We start from the raw sequence: 20057 nt of genomic DNA on the forward strand, positions 1-20057 counted from the left end.
GAAGGTACCGTTCTTTGCGTGGCAAGGCGATCGTGTTACCGATCGCCAGTTGTCAGCGCTACACTGCCAACGCATTCCATTGCAGCGGATTATTACCAGGTTTTACCAATGTTAAACTGGAATTGCTCCGCTTTGTCTCCATCGTATTTCTTAAACGGCTGGGCGTAGGAGAAGACCAACGGCCCCAGCGGTGACATCCATTGTAATGCGATACCTGCAGACATGCGAATATTGCTCGGATCGCTGTAGTCTGGTACGCCTGCCGCACGCATCTGGGCAGTATTCTCCCAGTTGGTATCCCATACAGTACCGGCATCCCAGAAGATGGATGTACGGACTGAGTTTGCGTATTTATCACTGATGAACGGCGTAGGCGTAATGAACTCCAGGCTGGCAACGGCCATGGCGTTACCGCCCACCGCATCATCAGAGCTACAGACTTCAGAAGACGACGATTTATTACAGTTATCGGTGTCGTTACCGCCGTAATAGACCGCTTTCGGACCAATGTTGTTGGACTGGAAGCCACGGACGGTGCTGGAACCACCGGCGTAGAAGTTCTCATAGAATGGCAGTTCTTTGCCACCTAAACCATCGCCATAGCCCCAACGGGTACGACCCAGGACTACCCACTTGTGGTCGTCATCAATTGGGAAGTAGGACGCGGTGTCCAGCGTTACCTTGTAGAACTCGTTATCAGAGCCCGGAACGGTCACTTTACCGTTCAGGTTGACACGAGAACCTTCCGTCGGGAAGTAACCGCGGTCGAGACGGTTATAGGTCCAGCCATAGTTGAAGGTGAAGTCATCAGCAGCAAAGCCGTTGTTGTCCCCATTTTTACTGGTTGACTGGCCAATAGAGTCCAGATAACGCCACATCGCCACCTGCGGTTGCATGTTGGACAGGTCGTTATGCACGTAACCTAAACCAGCGCGCAGCGAGTTGTATTCGTTAACCGGGAAGCCGAGCGTGCCATCTACACCGTAGCTCTTGTTGGTGTAAGAAGACAGATCCGCGTCATCTGCTTTAAAGTCGTTATAGAAGATACGACCGCCCAGGCTCACACCATCTACGGTGAAGTATGGGTTGGTAACAGAGAACTCAGAGTAGGTCTGGTAGTCGTTTTTGGTACCGTTGATACCTACGGAGTAACCCGTACCCAGCCAGTTATCCTGCTGTACGCCGACCTGGAAGCTGACGCCACTTTCAGTACCGTAGCCCACACCGAAGTTAAAGCTACCGGTGTTACGCTCTTTGACTTTATAAACGACATCAACCTGATCCGGGCTGCCCGGAACACGCTGGGTATCGGTATCAACCGTTTCGAAATAGCCCAGACGGTTCAGACGCTCTTTACCCTGGTCAACAAGGTCGCTACCTAACCATGCGCCTTCCATCTGACGCATTTCGCGACGCAGGACGGAATCTTTGGAGGTGTCGTTACCTTCGAAGCGGATCTTACGCACGTAGAAACGGTTACCCGCATCAACGTTAACGTGAAGCTTCACAGTTTTATCCGCGTCGTTGATTTCAGGCTGAGTTTGTACACGCGGATAAGCATAACCATAGCGGCCGAGCAGCTTCTTAATGCTGTCTTCCATTTTGGTCACTTTAGACCCGCTATACAGCTCGCCCGGCTGAATTTTGGTCAGCGATTCGATCTCAGCAGAATGGCCTGCCAGGTTACCACTCACGTCAACACCAGAAAGCTTGTACTGATCGCCTTCTGTGATGTTAATCGTAATGTAGATGCCTTTCTTGTCTGGCGTCAGACTGACCTGAGTCGAGTCGATGTTGAAACGGGCATAACCGCGATCCAGATAGTAGCTGCGCAGGGTTTCAAGGTCGCCCGCCAGTTTCTGCTTCTGGTATTTACGATCGCCCACCACGTTCCACCATGGCACTTCGTCGCGCAGCTGGAACGTAGAGATCAGTTCATCGGTGCTGAACGCGTGGTTACCCACGATGTTGATCTGTTGGATCTTCGCAGAAACACCTTCCTGGAAGACCAGTTTCAGGTCAACACGGTTACGTGGCAACGGCGTCACAACCGCTTTCACGCTGGCACTGTATTTACCCACGCTGTAATAGAAGTCTTCCAGACCTTTTTCTATGTCTGAAAGGGTTGTGCGGTCCAGGGATTCCCCCACACGTACGCCAGATGCTTCAAGGTTCTGCTTGAGCATGTCATCTTTCACCGACTTGTTACCGGAGAAGGTGATACTGGCGATCGTCGGACGTTCTTTTACCTGAACCAGAAGCGTATCACCATCGCGCAGGACGCGGACATCCTCGAAGTTGCCAGTGGCAAACAGAGCACGGATGGTGTTACTGATGTCATCATCATTAACCGTATCGCCGGGGCGCACAGGCATACTGAGGAGGGCCGCACCAACGGCGACACGCTGAAGGCCTTCGAAATGAATGTCTTTCACTACGAACCCGTCAGCACCGTATACGGTGGCGCTGCTAAACAGCAGCGACGCTATGAGCAACTTTTTCATCGCCATCGTTATTATGCGTTCTTCCTAACTAACTCTCTTACAACCGAGAGAAATCATTGAAAAGTGCAAGCCCCATTAACAGCACCAGCAAAATCGAGCCAATGCGATAACTAAAGTCTTGAACTCGCTCGGATACCGGCCCGCCTTTTAGCTTTTCAATCGCCAAAAACAGCAGATGACCCCCGTCTAAAACGGGAAGCGGGAACAGGTTGATTATCCCAAGGTTCACGCTAATGAGCGCAAGAAACATGAGATAGTAAATCACCCCGAACTCCGCTGACATCCCAGCCCCCTGAGCTATTGAAATTGGCCCACTGAGGTTGTTCAGTTTCACATCACCGGTTATCAATTTCCCCAACATGTTTACCGTCAGCTTCATCAGTTGCCATGTTTTATCCGTGGCTTCAAGGATGGCGCTGAACGGCCCATACTGGCGTATTGTCTTGTACTCATCTGGCAGCGGGATGACTTTCGGCACAACGCCTGCAAACCCTTCTGCCTTTTTGCCGACCGACTTCGTATCCGGAGTCAGCGTCAGCGAAAGCGGACTGCCCTGCCTTTCGACTTCCAACGCGAGCGACGTGCCCGGATTATCGCGCACCAGAGTAACAAAGGTCATCCACTCTGTTAATGGTTGACCATCGACTTTAACGATCCTGTCGCCCGCTTGCAAACCTGCTTTGCTGGCAGCCGAGTTTGCCTGTACTTCGGCTAATACCGGCTCAATCTGCGCACCGCGTGGACGAATGCCCAGCGCAGAGACGGGATCTTCTTTGTCTGGCTCGAAACGCCAGTGACGTAAATCGAGCACTTTGTCCTGGCGCTGGTCAGAACCAAACGGCGACACGCTGAATGTTGTCTGCCGATCGCCAATTTTGGCTACCAGCTGCAGACGCACGGCATCCCAATCAGGGGTTTCGATGCCATCAATCGCTTTAAGTTCCATCCCCGGCGTAATTTGCGCACTCGCCGCGATGGAATCAGGCGCAATTTCACCCACAACCGGACGCACGCCAGGCACGCCGATGATAAACACCAGCCAGTAGGCGAAAACAGCAAAGATGAAGTTGGCTACCGGCCCGGCAGCGATGATGGCGGCGCGTTGTCCAACGGTTTTGTTGTTGAATGCGCTGTGTCGTAGCTCAGGGGCGACAGGCTCAACGCGTTCGTCGAGCATCTTAACGTAGCCGCCAAGCGGGATAAGAGCGATGACAAATTCTGTGCCGTGGCGGTCAGTGCGCGTCCAGAGTGATTTACCAAAACCGATGGAAAACCGCTCTACCCGCACACCGCAACGGCGAGCAACCCAGAAATGGCCAAATTCATGCACGGTAATCAGTACACCCAGTGCAACAATGAACGCCGCCAGATTCCAGAGAATGCTCAGCATAAAACCTTCCGTTAAATCGTCCCGAATACCAGTAAAAGCAAGCACGCAAACACTGGAACAGCCGCTGTCAGGCTATCAATGCGATCCAGTATACCGCCATGTCCTGGAATCAGGTGTCCGCTGTCCTTAATCCCTGCTTCACGCTTAAACATACTTTCGGTTAAATCACCGAGTACCGAGGCCAGCGCAGCAAAAATAGAGCACACCAGCAGTATTGACGGTGCCACTTCCAGATTCGCCCAGACGCCATAGCCCCAGGAAATGATTGCTGCCGTAAACAGGCCGCCGATGAATCCTTGCCAGGTTTTGCCCGGAGACACTTTTGGCGCCAGTTTATGTTTGCCAAACAGTTTACCAAACATATAGGCCCCAGAGTCAGCCCCCCAGACGAGAATCATCACATAAAGCAGCCAGATCGCGCCGCTGTAGTGGTTTTCGTCATAGTGCCAGGCGCGCAGTGCGACCATACCCCAGAAAAAAGGAACAATTGTGAGCAGGCCAAAAATAAGACGCAACACTTTTGAATTACGCCAGAATGCCGCGGAACCTGGGTAAAAAAGCACCAACAGCAGCGCGGCAACCCACCAGCCCAGCGATATCCAAAGGGAACCGGCAACCAGCGGTTGATGAATATCATGGTGATATTCAGGCAAGGTAAACAGCATCAGGGCCAGGATAAAGCCACAGAGTACCGCCAGCCATACCCGCTGAGTGCGTGAGGTAAAGCCGCTAAACTGACCCCATTCCCACGCGGCGAGCATGCAGACCACCAGCGTCAAAATAGCGAATCCCACCGGGGGCAGTAAAAACAGCGCCGCAATGACAATGGGTATTAATACAAAAGCGGAAATCAGGCGATACTTCAGCAAAAGCTACCCCCATCAGGCTTTGTCGCCACCTGGCTCGGTGCCGCCGAAACGACGCTCTCGATTGGCAAAGGCATGCAGCGCACCTTCAAAGTCTTGTTCATCAAAATCGGGCCAAAGAACATCAGTAAAGTAAAGTTCGGCGTAGGCAATTTGCCACAGCAAAAAGTTACTGATGCGATGTTCTCCCCCTGTCCTAATTACCAAATCCACAGGTGCCAGTTCATTCATGCAGATTTGCTTACTCAGCGCCTCTTCATCAATTTGGTCGGGTCTCAACAGCCCTTCCTGAACCTGTTCGGCCAGATGCCGAACGCCCTGGATAATATCCCAGCGTCCACCGTAATTCGCCGCGATATTGAGCGTCAGACCGGTATTATTTTCAGTCAGCGCTTCTGCTTTACGAATCCGTTCCTGCAAACGTGAGTTAAAACGACTGGTTTCGCCGATAATACGCAGACGGACGTTGTGGCGGTGCAGGCTTTTTACTTCGCTATCGAGCGCCCACACAAACAATTCCATCAACGCGGTCACTTCCTGCGGCGGTCGATTCCAGTTTTCACTGCTAAAAGCATAGAGCGTTAACGCATCAATGCCGTTATTGGCGGCAAAAGAAACGGCGCGGCGAACAGATTTCGCCCCAGCTTTATGCCCAAAGGCTCGTATCTTCCCTTGTCTTTTCGCCCAGCGGCCGTTGCCATCCATAATGATTGCTACATGGCGGCAGCCATGAGCTGGCAAGTTTTCGCTTATTGGTTGATTCGCAGACAACATAACGCGTGTTTGGTCCCTGAAAAGGATTTAACGGTACTCAGGAATACTGAAGCCTATACGTAAAAAAGCCGTGTCAAACCACGGCTTACCTGACCACGTAAAGTCAAATACCTGCGATCAGGTGGCGCAGACTATATCACTGAAGCCCAACGCTAACAAATAGCACAACCACTAGTGCTTGCTTTATCACCAGCTTGCGAGGCGTGTCACCTGCTTACGTGCAATAACGCGAGCCTGTGCATCCACCGCCAGCACCTCTTCCACGCTTTGTGGTTCGCGCAAATCCATCATTTCCAGTACCGATAAATTCAACGTCGCAATATCGGTAAATCGGATCTGCTGATTCAGAAATGCCTCAACGGTAATTTCATTAGCTGCATTAAGTGCCGTCGTCGCCGCCTGCCCCTGGTCAAAGGCTTTCATCGCAAGCTTCAGACACGGATAACGATCGTAGTCCGGTTCGCTAAAGGTCAGTGAACTCAGCTTGCAAAAATCGAGCGGTTTCGCCCCGGACTTCACCCGATTCGGCCACGCCATGGCATGCGCGATAGGCGTGCGCATGTCCGGTTCGCCCAGTTGCGCAAGGACGCTGCCATCCTGATAGCGCACCATCGAGTGAATCACCGATTGCGGGTGGATCAGCACTTCCATCTGTTTCGCCGACGCATTGAACAGCCAGCGCGCTTCAATGTATTCCAGACCTTTGTTCATCATGGTGGCGGAGTCAACGGAGATTTTACGCCCCATTGACCAGTTCGGATGACGGCACGCCTGCTCAGGCGTCATTGCGCTCAGTTCAGACAGTGGCGTTTCACGGAACGGGCCACCTGACCCGGTAAGCAAAATCGATACAACGCCATTCTGCTCCAGGTCAGCGTACCCCAGGTTCTGTTGAAAAGGTTGCGGTAAACTCTGAAAAATCGCGTTGTGCTCGCTGTCGACCGGTAAAAGACGCGCCCCGCGCTGTTTCACCGCCTCCATAAAGAGACGTCCGCAGGTCACCAGCGACTCTTTGTTAGCCAGCAGAACCTCTTTACCTGCATCAATAGCGGCAAGCGTCGGTAGCAGCCCTGCAGCCCCGACGATTGCCGCCATGACCTGATCAACCTCATCCAGCGCAGCCATGTCGCAGGCCGCCTGCTGGCCACTCAGGACCTCGGTACGACAGCCTTTCTCACGCAACTGCGCGGTGAGCAGGCGGGCGCTCTCTTCGTCATCCATAACCGCATAGCGAGGCGTAAACTCCAGGCACTGTTCGATCATACGCTGCACATTCTTACCGGCCACCAGCGCGGTCACGGTGTAATGTTCAGGATTATGGCGAACAACGTCGAGAGTACTGCAACCGATAGAGCCGGTTGAGCCAAGGAGTGTTAAATGCTTCATGAGATGCCCGAAAAAAGTTAGACCAGATAAAAGCAAAACGCCGCCAGCAAGACCCGAAGTCCTTCTGAACGGCGTTTATCAGTGTACGACAGAAATCAGAACTGCATCAGTTCCGCTTCTTTATCTGCCAGCGCCGCATCAATTTTCTTGATCGCAGCATCCGTCATCTTCTGAATGTCGTCCTGAGAACGACGATCGTCATCTTCACTGATTTCTTTTTCTTTCAGCAGCGCTTTGAGTTTATCGTTCGCATCACGACGTACGTTACGCACGGATACGCGACCCTGCTCAGCTTCACCACGAACAACTTTGATCAGGTCTTTACGACGTTCTTCAGTCAGTGGAGGCAGTGGAACGCGAATGTCAGCGCCCGCAGAACTTGGGTTCAGACCGAGGTCAGACGCCATGATCGCTTTCTCAACCGCTGGGCTCATAGAACGATCGAAGACGTTGATTTTCAGCGTACGGGTATCTTCAACGGTAACACTCGCCAGCTGACGCAGTGGCGTTGGCGTGCCGTAGTATTCTACGATGATGCCATCCAGCAGGCTTGGGGAAGCACGGCCAGTACGGATTTTGCTGATTTGGGTTTTGAACGCTTCTACGCATTTTTCCATGCGTACTTCAGCATCTTTTCTGATTTCGTTAATCACGTTACGAATCCTTGAAAACTTGTCTCAGGCAGACTATCCGCCAGCACAGCGCTACAGGTGTGCTAAGTATAGTCGCGTTTAATTCTGACAACGCCAAAGGCGCGCCCAGGTAAGATACCACTACAAAATAAAGCGGAATCTTACCTGTATTTATCGCCGACGGAAATTATTCCGTGATCAAAGTGCCTTCTTTTTCACCCATGACCACGCGACGCAGTGCGCCAGGTTTGTTCATGTTGAAGACACGGATCGGCAGTTTGTGGTCACGAGCCAGCGTAAAGGCGGCAAGATCCATCACTTTCAGCTCTTTTTCCAGCACTTCGCTGTAGCTCAGCTGATCGTACATGGTGGCAGACGGATCTTTTGCCGGGTCGGCAGTAAACACGCCATCCACTTTGGTCGCTTTCAGAACCACATCGGCTTCGATCTCGATACCGCGCAGGCAGGCAGCGGAATCGGTAGTAAAGAACGGGTTACCCGTACCGGCGGAGAGGATCACCACGCGGTTGTTGCGCAGCAGGCTAATCGCCTCTGCCCAGCTGTAGTTATCGCAGACGCCATTCAATGGGATTGCGGACATCAGGCGGGCGTTCACATAGGCGCGATGAAGCGCATCACGCATTGCCAGGCCATTCATCACGGTTGCCAGCATACCCATGTGGTCGCCCACAACGCGGTTCATCCCCGCTTTCGCCAGACCAGCACCACGGAAAAGGTTGCCACCGCCAATGACCACGCCAACCTGAATACCCAGTTCGACCAGTTCTTTGATTTCCTGTGCCATGCGGTCAAGGATGCTTGCGTCAATACCGAAGCCTTCCGATCCCTGCAGCGCTTCGCCACTCAGCTTAAGCAGAATGCGTTTGTACACGGGTTTTGCATTGGTAGCCATGTTTCTTTCCTGAGACTGTCAACGATTAAGATGGGGGTTAATTCTGGCGACATGATATGTCGCATATCAGCACAGGGATACTGGAGCCTGTCTGATTTCGTGTGACGGGTGACAAAAAGAAGCCGCCCTCAGGCGGCTCCTTTTCAATCATTAAGACTGCTTGGACATTGCAGCAACTTCTGCTGCGAAGTCAGTCTCAACTTTCTCGATGCCTTCGCCCACTTCGAAGCGGATGAAGCCAGTCACGTCAGCGTTGTGCTCTTTCAGCAGCTGAGCAACAGACTTGCTTGGATCCATAACGAATGGCTGGCCAGTCAGAGAAACTTCGCCGGTGAATTTCTTCATGCGGCCTTCAACCATTTTCTCTGCGATTTCTTTTGGCTTACCAGACTGCATCGCGATGTCCAGCTGAACCTGGTACTCTTTCTCTACCACTTCAGCAGACACGTCTTCTGGCTTAACGAATTCTGGTTTGCTTGCAGCGATGTGCATAGCCAGCTGTTTAACCAGCTCTTCATCAGCGCCTTTAGCCGCAACCAGAACACCGATACGTGCACCGTGCTGGTATGAACCCAGAACGTCGCCTTCCAGAGAAGCAACACGACGGATGTTGATGTTCTCACCGATTTTAGCAACCAGAGCAACACGTTCTTCTTCGAACTGTGCTTTCAGAACTTCAACGTCAGTGATTTTGCCCGCAACAGCTGCGTCCAGAACTTTGTTAGCAAATGCCTGGAAACCACCATCTTTAGCAACGAAGTCAGTCTGGCAGTTAACTTCCAGGATGATGCCGTAGTTGCCGTCGATCTTAGTGATGATCACGCCGTCAGCAGCAACGTTGCCTGCTTTTTTAGCTGCTTTGATCGCACCGGATTTACGCATGTTTTCGATTGCCAGCTCGATGTCGCCGTTCGCTTCAGTCAGCGCTTTTTTGCAATCCATCATGCCTGCGCCAGTACGCTCGCGCAGCTCTTTTACCAGGGATGCGGTAATTTCAGCCATTCTTAAATCCTCGGGAGATGTGAACTGCCCGGCCTGAGGCCAAACAGTGTAAATTGAAAAAAGGGGCCGATAATTGGCCCCTATTCATACACGGTACTAATAAGGGGTGAAACCTTATTATTCAGCTTCTACGAAGCTTTCTTCCGCCTGAGAAGCCAGATCCTGGGAACGGCCTTCACGAACGGTAGCAGCTACAGCGCTCAGGTACAGGCTAACAGCACGGATTGCGTCGTCGTTACCCGGGATAACGAAGTCAACACCGTCCGGATCGGAGTTGGTATCAACGATAGCGAATACCGGGATACCCAGGTTGTTAGCTTCTTTGATTGCGATGTGCTCGTGGTCTGCATCGATTACGAACAGCGCGTCTGGCAGGCCGCCCATATCTTTGATACCGCCCAGGCTGTTTTCCAGCTTGTCCAGTTCACGAGTGCGCATCAGCGCTTCTTTCTTAGTCAGCTTGTCGAAAGTACCGTCCTGAGACTGGGTTTCCAGATCTTTCAGGCGCTTGATGGACTGACGAACGGTTTTCCAGTTAGTCAGCATGCCGCCCAACCAGCGATGGTTCACGAAGAACTGATCGCAGCTGTTAGCAGCATCTTTCACAGCTTCGCTTGCAGCGCGCTTAGTACCAACGAACAGAATCTTACCTTTACGGGAAGAGATCTTGTTCAGCTCAGCCAGGGCTTCGTTGAACATTGGTACAGTTTTCTCAAGGTTGATGATGTGAACTTTGTTACGTGCGCCGAAGATGAAAGGCTTCATTTTCGGGTTCCAGTAACGGGTCTGGTGACCGAAGTGAACACCAGCCTTGAGCATGTCGCGCATGGAAACAGTTGCCATGTTTAAAACCTCTATATTAAAAGTTGGGGTTATGCCTCCACGTATCCCATATTACCGACCCCGAAGGGCACCCCGGAATATGTGCCGATACGTGTGTGTTGTTACACAAAGTGAGATTTGTCGCTTCCGTCCAGCCTGTGTATCTGAAATGGATCGGAAGTCCGGCGCGCTTTATACCACAAAACACGACCAGAAACCAACAGTTGTTGGCCGAGTGTGCTGTTAATGATTCTCAATTTGGCACGGGGTGCGCCTGACTGATACCATTAACGACACTTAGACTAGTATTGTCGAAAAAATCGACACTGATGGACAGATTACATGGCTATCTCTATTAAGACACCTGAAGAAATTGCAAAGATGCGCGTCGCCGGTCGTCTGGCCGCAGACGTGCTGGAAATGATCGAGCCGTACGTGAAGCCGGGCGTGAGCACGGGTGAACTGGACCGCATTTGTAACGACTATATCGTCAATGAGCAGCACGCGGTCTCCGCCTGCCTTGGCTACCATGGTTTCCCGAAATCCGTCTGCATTTCGATTAACGAAGTGGTTTGTCACGGTATTCCGGACAACGAAAAACTGCTCAAAGATGGCGACATCGTCAACATCGACGTGACGGTCATTAAAGATGACTACCATGGTGACACCTCTAAGATGTTCATCGTGGGCAAGCCGACGATTCTGGGCGAGCGTCTGTGCAAAGTGACGCAAGAAAGCCTCTACCTGGCGCTGAAAATGGTTAAACCCGGCATTCGCCTGCGCACCATTGGGGCCGCTATCCAGAAATTCGTTGAAGCGGAAGGTTTCTCCGTTGTGCGTGAATACTGCGGCCACGGCATTGGCCGTGTCTTCCACGAAGAGCCACAGGTTCTGCACTATGATGCGGATGACGGCGGCGTGGTACTGCAAAAAGGCATGACCTTCACCATCGAGCCGATGGTCAATGCCGGTGATTACCGCATCCGCACCATGAAAGATGGCTGGACGGTGAAAACCAAAGACAGAAGCTTGTCTGCGCAGTACGAGCATACTATTGTGGTAACAGACAACGGCTGCGAAATTATGACGTTGCGCAAGGATGACACCATCCCGGCGATACTCACGCACGATGAATGATAAAAAAGCCGGCAGATGCCGGCTTTTTTAATGGCTATAGCTTTTTCTTATGGGTGGCGCACGATGAGTAATCTTTTACCCGAACAGTATGCTAACACAGCACTTCCCACCCTACCCGACCAGCCCGATAACCCGGGCGTCTGGGCCCCAGCAGGATCTGACCTGCGCCGGTATCAAGGCGCATATGGATGTCTTCCAGCGCTGGCTCGGAAGCGCATTTGATGCCGGCATCTCCGCGGAGCAGCTCATTGAAGCTCGCACCGAGTTTATCGACCAGCTCCTGCAGCGTCTGTGGATTGATTACGGGTTTGGGCAGATCAGTGACGTGGCACTGGTCGCCGTCGGGGGCTATGGCCGCGGTGAGCTTCATCCGCTTTCCGATATCGACTTACTGATTTTAAGCCGCAAAAAACTGCCGGATGAACAGGCGCAGAAAATTGGTGAACTGCTGACGCTGCTGTGGGATGTGAAGCTTGAAGTGGGCCACAGCGTGCGCACGCTGGAAGAGTGCCTGCTCGAAGGATTATCTGACCTGACCGTCGCCACCAACCTGATTGAAACCCGCCTGTTGATTGGCGACGTTGCGTTGTTCCTGGAGCTGCAAAAACACATTTTCAGCGACGGCTTCTGGCCTTCAGAAAAATTCTTCGCCGCGAAGGTCGAGGAGCAGAATCAGCGTCACCAGCGCTACCACGGCACCAGCTATAACCTGGAGCCGGATATAAAAAGCAGTCCGGGCGGACTGCGCGACATTCACACGCTGCAGTGGGTGGCCCGCCGCCACTTTGGCGCTACCTCAATGGACGAGATGGTTGGCTTCGGCTTTTTAACCGAGGCTGAGCGAAACGAGCTGAATGAGTGTCTACACCTGCTCTGGCGGATCCGTTTTGCCCTGCATCTCGAGCTTAGCCGCTACGATAACCGTCTGCTGTTTGACCGTCAGCTCAGCGTGGCGCAGCGCCTCAACTACCGCGGTGAAGGTAACGAGCCGGTTGAGCACATGATGAAGGATTTCTTCCGCGTTACCCGTCGCGTCACTGAACTGAACCAGATGCTGCTGCAGCTGTTCGACGAAGCGATCCTGGCCCTGACGGCGGACGAAAAACCGCGGCCGATCGATGATGAATTCCAGCTGCGCGGCACGCTTATCGATCTGCGCGACGAAACGCTGTTTATCCGTGAGCCGGAAGCGATCCTGCGGATGTTCTACACCATGGTTCGCAATAGCACGATCACCGGGATCTACTCCACAACGCTGCGTCATCTGCGCCATGCGCGCCGTCATCTGACGCAGCCACTGTGCTATATCCCGGAAGCCCGATCCCTTTTTCTCAGTATGTTGCGCCATCCGGGTGCCGTCAGCCGTGGGCTTCTGCCGATGCATCGCCACAGCGTGCTGTGGGCCTATATGCCACAGTGGTCACATATCGTCGGGCAGATGCAGTTCGATCTGTTCCACGCCTATACGGTGGATGAACACACGATCCGCGTCATGCTCAAGCTGGAGAGCTTTGCCAGAGAAGAGACACGCTCACGTCACCCACTGTGCGTCGAACTGTGGCCACGTCTTACCCACCCGGAACTGATCCTGATTGCCGCCCTGTTCCACGACATCGCCAAAGGTCGCGGCGGTGACCACTCGGTGCTCGGCGCGCAGGACGTGCTGAAATTTGCCGAACTGCATGGACTGAACTCTCGCGAGACGCAGCTGGTTGCCTGGCTGGTACGCCATCACCTGCTGATGTCCGTCACCGCGCAGCGTCGTGACATTCAGGATCCGGAGGTCATCAAGCAGTTTGCAGAAGAGGTTCAGACGGAAAACCGCCTGCGCTATCTGGTCTGCCTGACGGTAGCCGATATTTGTGCCACCAACGAAACGCTGTGGAACAGCTGGAAGCAAAGCCTGTTGCGCGAGTTGTACTTTGCCACCGAAAAACAGCTGCGCCGCGGGATGCAAAACACCCCGGACATGCGCGAGCGTGTACGCCATCATCAGCTGCAGGCGCTGGCGCTGTTGCGGATGGATAACATTGATGAAGAGGCGCTGCATCAGATTTGGGCGCGCTGTCGTGCCAACTATTTTGTCCGCCACAGCCCAAACCAGCTTGCCTGGCATGCGCGACATCTGCTTCAGCATGATTTGTCGCAGCCGATGATCCTCCTCAGTCCGCAGGCCACGCGCGGCGGTACCGAGATCTTTATCTGGAGCCCGGATCGGCCTTATCTGTTTGCTGCGGTTTGTGCCGAACTGGACAGGCGTAACCTGAGCGTTCACGACGCGCAGATTTTCACCACCCGGGACGGCATGGCGATGGACACCTTTATTGTGCTGGAGCCAGACGGAAGCCCGCTGTCGTCGGACCGCCATGAAGGGATACGTTTTGGCCTGGAACAGGCGATCACCCAGCGCAGCTGGCAGCCACCGCAGCCGCGTCGTCAGCCGTCGAAATTACGCCACTTTACCGTCGATACCGAGGTCAATTTCCTGCCGACCCACACCGATCGTAAATCGTTCCTGGAGCTGATCGCGCTCGACCAGCCAGGGCTGCTCGCCCGCGTCGGCCAGGTTTTTGCCGATCTGGGAATTTCGCTTCACGGGGCCAGAATTACAACCATTGGCGAACGAGTAGAAGATTTATTTATAATCGCCACCGCCGACCGGCGTGCCCTTAATAATGACCTGCAACTTGAAGTGCAACAACGGTTGACAGCAGCCCTCAATCCAAACGATAAAGGGTGACGTGTTTTTTAGTGAAATGGAAAGAGTAAACAATGCAGCAGTTACAGAACGTTATTGAGTCCGCTTTTGAGCGTCGCGCCGAGATTACTCCGGCAAATGTGGATACCGTTACCCGTGAAGCGGTTAATCAGGTTATTTCTCTGCTGGATTCCGGCGCGCTACGTGTAGCAGAAAAAATCGACGGTCAGTGGGTAACTCATCAATGGCTGAAGAAAGCCGTGCTGCTCTCTTTCCGTATCAATGATAACCAGGTTATCGACGGAGCAGAAAGCCGCTACTTCGATAAAGTCCCTATGAAATTCGCTGACTACGACGAAGCTCGCTTCCAGAAAGAAGGCTTCCGCGTAGTACCGCCAGCGGCCGTACGTCAGGGTGCGTTCATCGCGCGTAACACCGTGCTGATGCCCTCCTACGTTAACATCGGTGCTTACGTAGACGAAGGCTCCATGGTGGATACCTGGGCAACCGTCGGCTCCTGCGCGCAGATCGGTAAAAACGTTCACCTGTCCGGCGGCGTGGGTATCGGTGGTGTACTGGAGCCACTGCAGGCTAACCCAACCATCATCGAAGATAACTGCTTCATCGGCGCGCGCTCTGAAGTGGTGGAAGGCGTGATCGTTGAGGAAGGCTCCGTTATCTCGATGGGCGTTTACATCGGTCAGAGCACCCGTATTTACGATCGTGAGACCGGTGAAATTCACTACGGTCGCGTGCCGGCCGGTTCCGTTGTGGTTTCCGGCAACCTGCCGTCAAAAGATGGCAAGTACAGCCTGTACTGTGCGGTTATCGTGAAGAAAGTTGATGCGAAAACCCGCGGTAAGGTGGGTATCAATGAGTTGCTGCGCACCATCGATTAATCGGATATAACAAAAAGCGGGGGCCACCCCGCTTTTTTCATATCTGAGGGTGGCGAAAATAGATTTTTTCGTTAATTATTCAAAGGTTATGTTGAGATCAAGGGTACCGCTATGTACGATAATCTGAAAAGTCTGGGCATTACCAATCCTGATGAAATTGATCGTTACAGCCTTCGCCAGGAAGCTAATAACGACATTCTGAAAATCTATTTTCACAAGGACAAAGGAGAGTTTTTCGCCAAGAGCGTGAAGTTTAAATATCCACGCCAGCGTAAGACCGTCGTCGCTGACGGTGTAGGACAGGGATACAAAGAAGTTCAGGAAATCAGCCCTAATCTGCGCTATGTGATCGATGAACTCGATCAGATCTGTCAGCGCGACCGCACTGAAGTCGATCTCAAACGTAAGATCCTCGACGATCTGCGTCACCTTGAAAGCGTTGTCACCAACAAGATTAGCGAAATCGAAGCGGATCTTGAAAAGCTTACCCGGAAATAAACGCAAAACGGCAATCTTTGATTGCCGTTTTAGTGTTTGCGCCCTCTCCCGTGGAAAGGGATGGAGTAAGGGCATCAGGCCGTATTTCACTCATCTCTGCTCATCGAGCTGTAACGCCACATAAAGCAGCAGCCTGTCGTCAAAGCTCCCCAGATCCAGCCCTGTTAGCTCCGAAATCCGGTTCAGTCGATATTCCAGCGTATTGCGATGTATAAACAACGCTTTCGACGTTGCCAGCGGCTGTACGTTATGACGGAACCACGCCTGCAGCGTCCGACGCAACAGACCGTTGTTGTCCATTGCCTTGAGGCGCGCTAACGGACGTGCCAGCTCATTGGCCTGCCAGCCACCGCGCAGGCTGTCGAGCAGCACCGGCAGCATCAGATCCTGGTAGAAATAACTGCGGCTTTCCGGCATCCGCTGCTTACCCACCATCATGGTGGTGCGGGCAGTACGCCAGGAGCGGGCAATACTGCCCGGACCGGTGAAGTAATTGCCCAGCGCGACGCGAAAACGAAGCTGACCATTCTCCTTCATGCGGGCAATCAACTGCTCCACGCGACGACGATGATCTTCTGCATCCCAGCGCCCGAACGCGTTCAGCGCGGGCTTGAGCACCACCATTTCCGTCAGAGAGACAATCGCCACCAGGTTATCGCGTTCCGGCGTTGCCAGTGCATTTTGCAGCTGCTGCAGCTCAGCCATCGCACTGTCAACGCCAAGCTGGCCGCTGTCCACCTCAATTACCGCCACGACGCGCGGCTGATTCAGATCGATTCCCAGGCGCTGCGCCCATTCATTGAGTGCAGGGGTATGCTCATCCGCCTGAATCAGGTTCATCACCAGCTCTTCACGCAGACGGCTGTCCTGGGCGAGCAGATGCATCAGGCGCGACTGCTCAAGCATCATCTCCGCCGTCATACAGACCAGTTCGCCATATTTTCGCAACGACTCCGGCTCGCCGGTCAGGCCGATAACGCCAACAATTTCCCCCTCAAGACGCAGCGGTAAATTGATGCCCTGACGGACACCGTGCAGGTGTTTCGCCACCGCATCGTCGATGTCCACCACCCGCCCCTGGGAGAGCACCAGCAGCGCCCCTTCGTGCAATTCCCCAATACGCTCACGATCGCCACTGCCAATAATGCGCCCACGGGCATCCATTACGTTGATATTGGTATCAATGATGCGCATGGTGCGTGCCACAATATCCTGCGCCATTTTGGTATCGAGATGCCAGCCAGCCATGTAACCCTCCTGTGAGCAGAGCTCAAGCATAGGGAAGTTCAGCTACCGCTGCATTGTGCGAATGCACAAAGTGAAAGGGAAAAGTATGGAGTTGTGGAAAAGGTCACAGAAAGGTGAAAAGCCCCTGCTCAACTGAAACAGGGGCCTGAGAGGATTACTGCATCAGCAGGTAAATTGAGGTATCACCACGCTGAATATTCAACGCCAGCACGGAAGGTTTGCTGTCCAGAATTTTGCGCAGTTCAGCAATGTTTTTCACTGGCTGCTGGTTCGCACCCATGATCACATCGCCTTTTTTCAGGCCAATGCGCGCAGCCGGGCTGTTCGCTTTAACGTTGTTTACCACAACGCCTTTGTCCTGACCTTTATTGCTCATCTCGGCGCCTTCAATGCCGCTGAAGATGGTGCTGGAATCAACCTGATTCTGGCTGCTCTGCTGCAGTTCCAGGCTCACGTTAACCGGTTTACCGTCACGCAGCAGGCCGAGGGTGACTTTGCTGCCAATCGGCATGGAGCCCACTTCAGCACGCAGCGCGGCAAAGCTGCTGATCGGTTTCCCGTTCAGGGAGGTGATGACATCACCTGCTTTAATGCCCGCTTTCGCCGCGGAGGAGTTCGGCATCACCTGGCTGACAAATGCGCCGCGCTGGGCGTCAACTTTCATCGCCTTAGCCAGTTCGGAATTCAGTTCGGTACCCAGAATCCCCAGTTCACCGCGTTTCACCTGGCCATACTGCACCATCTGCGCGGTCAGGTTTTTCACCATGTTACTTGGGATAGCAAAGCCGATCCCGATATTGCCGCCGTCTGGTGCAAGGATCGCGGTGTTGATACCAATCAGCTCACCGTTCAGGTTCACCAGCGCACCGCCGGAGTTACCCCGGTTGATGGCGGCATCCGTCTGGATGAAGTTTTCATAGTTTTCGGCGTTGAGGCCGCTACGACCCAGCGCGGAAACAATCCCCGAGGTTACGGTTTCACCCAGACCGAACGGGTTACCGATAGCGACGGTATAATCACCGACACGCAGCGCATCGGAGTCGGCAATTTTAATCGCCGTCAGGTTTTTCGGATCCTGAATCTGGATCAGCGCAATATCGGAGCGCGGGTCTTTCCCGACCACTTTGGCATCAAATTTACGCCCGTCGCTCAGCTGAACCTTAATGCTGCTGGCGTTATCAACAACGTGGTTGTTGGTCACGACGTAGCCTTTCGCCGCATCGATAATCACACCCGAGCCAAGCGCCATGAATTTCTGCTGCTGGCCACCCCCCTGGGTGTCATCCCCTGCACCACCGCCCTGACAGAACGGGGAGCTCTGGAATGGCGAACCGTCCTGGCAGAAAGGTGAGTTATCACCAAAGAACTGCTGGAAGTTACGCGGCATACGCGGCGTATTGACGGTTGTGCTGCCCTCAACGTTAATACTCACCACCGATGGCATCACTTTTTCGAGCATCGGTGCCAGGCTTGGCATCTGCTGCGCGGTCGCTGCCGACGATGCGGTCTCAGCTGCAGTAGCAGTCAGAGGAGACAGCGCTAAACCTAAACTCAGAGCCAGTGCACTCATTGCTAATGTGGTTTTTTTCATGTGTCTTAATCTCGATTTACAGATAACGCAAAATTGCTGTGTAACTCAGATTCATTTTATACCGCTTAGTTCCGGCCATAAGTTTATGGAAAAGGTAAAAATTTATTGGCCGTCTTTACAAAACTCCGTGCTTATTCCACCGCCATGAGCTTGCGGTATTCATCCCAGGCATACAAATCTGTCATCCCGCTGATATAGTCCTGGATAAGACGGCAGCGATAATAATATTCCATCACCGGCCACTGGGACGACTGACGATCCAGCTTGCCGATGGCTTCGACATAAGCCAGACGGTGACGGGTTGAAAGTTTCTGATAAAGCCGGGATTCGATCGGTATTCGCCGCACGCGCTCTTTTTCCACCAGCTCGCTGAACTCGTCGACGGATAATTGCAGCAGAGGCCGATAGATTTCGAGTAACCCACTGATAACCCTGTATCCCTGCAGCTCAAGCTGTTCAACATCCGGATGGCTGAAAACATGACGCACGGCCACGTTTTTATAGAGCTCAAGAAGCTGGCTAAAGCTGCTGTCATCTTCCAGCAACGCATGGTTGAATTCGCCGCTATAAATTAACGGCAGGTTGTCTATAAAGCGCGAGGCGGCATAAGGCACCAGTTTATTTAATGTATTGACCCGTAAATACATAAAGAACTGATCTTCCGTGCTGCGGCTTAATGTATTTGAACGCGATTTCTCCCAGGCATTTTCGACAACCTGAGCAAACAGCGAGCCTTTTTCATGCGTTCCCCAGGCTTCATAAAGATGCTGATAAAGTTCTTCGACGCTGAATATTCTTTTCTCAACGGCGTCTTCCAGGTCGGCAACACAATATGAAATGTCGTCGGCAGCTTCCATAATCCAGGTTAAGGGGAAGCGGCCGTTTGGTGTCAGAGAAAGTTCTTTACGCAGGCGCTCTATATAGGCTTCTTCAGAAAGATAATAGCCCGGCTTTTTCATCAAATAACTGTGCGACGCGGGCGTCTCGCCCATCCACCAGGCCGGTCGCGTATATTTCAGGATGCACCCCACCTGTGCCCAGGTCAGGTTCATACGCATCAGGGAGTGGACCAGCCGGATCCCCTGCGCATTGCCTTCGAAGTGACAGAGGTCGTGACGGACTTTACGCCGCAGGTCGTTCAGCGCGTCTTCACCTTCGCGCAGGCGTAAATCCCGCACCAGGCAGCGGTCATCGCTCAGAGGCTGGCTTACCGCATCAGCAGGATAAAGCCGCTGTTTAAACCAGTCATTTATGGCGGCTTCGCCAAAATGACCAAAGGGCGGGTTACCGATGTCATGCATCAGACAGGCCATCTCAACAATGCTCTCAAACGGCCCGGTCAGCTCATTCAGCCCATAGGTTTCGAGAAGCTGCTGCTCTTTGAGACGGCTTAAAATCTCTTTGGCAATGTAGCGGCCAACCTGCTGAACTTCCATAGAATGCGTTAAGCGCGTGCGCACCGCAGCGTTACGTTCAAGCGGAAACACCTGGGTTTTTTGCTGTAACCGACGGATTGCCGGCGAGTTTATGATCCGCCCACGATCGCTTTCGAAGATACGCAGGATCTCATGCTCGCTCTTGTCGCCCTGCGGCGAACGGAAACGTCGGTGCCAGTTAATTTTGGTGCGAAAATCGATTGGTGACATGTGCTCCCCCGCGTGAGAATGCGTTTCCTCTTAACCGCATGATAGACTATG

15 protein-coding genes and 1 pseudogene are annotated in these 20057 nt (G+C 53.1%); 4 read left to right on the plus strand and 12 right to left on the minus strand.

What is annotated here, in order from left to right; translation table 11 throughout:
* Positions 1 to 92: 92 nt before the first annotated feature.
* The 9 genes from bamA to rpsB form a co-directional block, all read right to left on the minus strand.
* Complete coding sequence (gene bamA, locus QE396_RS12750) at positions 93 to 2510, minus strand: outer membrane protein assembly factor BamA (RefSeq protein ID WP_014168707.1); 2418 nt, start codon at positions 2508 to 2510, stop codon at positions 93 to 95.
* 31 nt (positions 2511 to 2541) lie between these two features.
* Positions 2542 to 3894: a sigma E protease regulator RseP gene (rseP, locus tag QE396_RS12755; protein ID WP_020882618.1), complete on the minus strand. Its 1353-nt coding sequence runs from the start codon at positions 3892 to 3894 to the stop codon at positions 2542 to 2544.
* A gap of 11 nt (positions 3895 to 3905) precedes the next feature.
* A complete protein-coding gene (gene cdsA, locus QE396_RS12760) occupies positions 3906 to 4763 on the minus strand; it encodes a phosphatidate cytidylyltransferase (RefSeq protein WP_014168705.1) in 858 nt (285 codons plus the stop codon).
* A gap of 12 nt (positions 4764 to 4775) precedes the next feature.
* Complete coding sequence (gene ispU, locus QE396_RS12765) at positions 4776 to 5534, minus strand: (2E,6E)-farnesyl-diphosphate-specific ditrans,polycis-undecaprenyl-diphosphate synthase (protein WP_014168704.1); 759 nt, start codon at positions 5532 to 5534, stop codon at positions 4776 to 4778.
* Between the two features lie 186 nt (positions 5535 to 5720).
* On the minus strand, positions 5721 to 6920 hold the full coding sequence (gene ispC, locus QE396_RS12770) for a 1-deoxy-D-xylulose-5-phosphate reductoisomerase (protein ID WP_020882617.1): 1200 nt from the start codon (positions 6918 to 6920) through the stop codon (positions 5721 to 5723).
* A gap of 95 nt (positions 6921 to 7015) precedes the next feature.
* Positions 7016 to 7573 (minus strand): ribosome recycling factor, encoded by a 558-nt coding sequence (frr, locus tag QE396_RS12775; protein ID WP_014168702.1) that lies wholly within the window; start codon positions 7571 to 7573, stop codon positions 7016 to 7018.
* Between the two features lie 166 nt (positions 7574 to 7739).
* Positions 7740 to 8465 carry a UMP kinase gene (gene pyrH / locus QE396_RS12780; protein ID WP_003856194.1) on the minus strand — a complete coding sequence of 242 codons (726 nt, stop codon included), beginning with the start codon at positions 8463 to 8465 and terminating at the stop codon, positions 7740 to 7742.
* A gap of 150 nt (positions 8466 to 8615) precedes the next feature.
* The gene (tsf, locus tag QE396_RS12785; RefSeq protein ID WP_008501911.1) at positions 8616 to 9467 is read right to left on the minus strand and encodes a translation elongation factor Ts; all 852 of its coding nucleotides are present in this window, start codon (positions 9465 to 9467) and stop codon (positions 8616 to 8618) included.
* A 117-nt stretch (positions 9468 to 9584) separates the two neighbouring features.
* Positions 9585 to 10310 (minus strand): 30S ribosomal protein S2, encoded by a 726-nt coding sequence (gene rpsB, locus QE396_RS12790; protein WP_003856207.1) that lies wholly within the window; start codon positions 10308 to 10310, stop codon positions 9585 to 9587.
* A gap of 321 nt (positions 10311 to 10631) precedes the next feature.
* Here rpsB and map point away from each other — a divergent pair, with 321 nt between their 5' ends.
* From map to QE396_RS12810, 4 genes and pseudogenes are all read left to right on the plus strand, one after another.
* Entirely contained in the window at positions 10632 to 11426 is a 795-nt protein-coding gene (gene map, locus QE396_RS12795; RefSeq protein WP_020882616.1) for a type I methionyl aminopeptidase, read from the plus strand.
* Positions 11427 to 11489: 63 nt separating this feature from the next.
* A pseudogene (gene glnD, locus QE396_RS12800) lies at positions 11490 to 14166 on the plus strand (bifunctional uridylyltransferase/uridylyl-removing protein GlnD).
* Between the two features lie 32 nt (positions 14167 to 14198).
* Positions 14199 to 15023 (plus strand): 2,3,4,5-tetrahydropyridine-2,6-dicarboxylate N-succinyltransferase, encoded by an 825-nt coding sequence (gene dapD / locus QE396_RS12805; RefSeq protein ID WP_020882614.1) that lies wholly within the window; start codon positions 14199 to 14201, stop codon positions 15021 to 15023.
* Positions 15024 to 15134: 111 nt separating this feature from the next.
* Positions 15135 to 15521, plus strand: coding sequence for a DUF3461 family protein (locus QE396_RS12810; protein WP_014168696.1), 387 nt, complete (start codon positions 15135 to 15137; stop codon positions 15519 to 15521).
* Positions 15522 to 15611: 90 nt separating this feature from the next.
* On the opposite strand, the gene cdaR is transcribed toward QE396_RS12810, so the two are convergent.
* The 3 genes from cdaR to dgt all read right to left on the minus strand — a co-directional run bounded on the left by cdaR (position 15612) and on the right by dgt (position 20006).
* Positions 15612 to 16769 (minus strand): DNA-binding transcriptional regulator CdaR, encoded by a 1158-nt coding sequence (gene cdaR / locus QE396_RS12815; RefSeq protein WP_020882613.1) that lies wholly within the window; start codon positions 16767 to 16769, stop codon positions 15612 to 15614.
* 154 nt (positions 16770 to 16923) lie between these two features.
* Positions 16924 to 18360, minus strand: a complete 1437-nt coding sequence (gene degP, locus QE396_RS12820) for a serine endoprotease DegP (RefSeq protein ID WP_014168694.1) — start codon at positions 18358 to 18360, stop codon at positions 16924 to 16926.
* A gap of 131 nt (positions 18361 to 18491) precedes the next feature.
* A complete protein-coding gene (dgt, locus tag QE396_RS12825) occupies positions 18492 to 20006 on the minus strand; it encodes a dGTPase (RefSeq protein ID WP_020882612.1) in 1515 nt (504 codons plus the stop codon).
* Positions 20007 to 20057 lie beyond the last annotated feature (51 nt).

The organism is Enterobacter sp. SORGH_AS_0287 (genome assembly GCF_031453695.1).
GTDB classification, from domain to species: Bacteria; Pseudomonadota; Gammaproteobacteria; order Enterobacterales; family Enterobacteriaceae; genus Enterobacter; species Enterobacter ludwigii.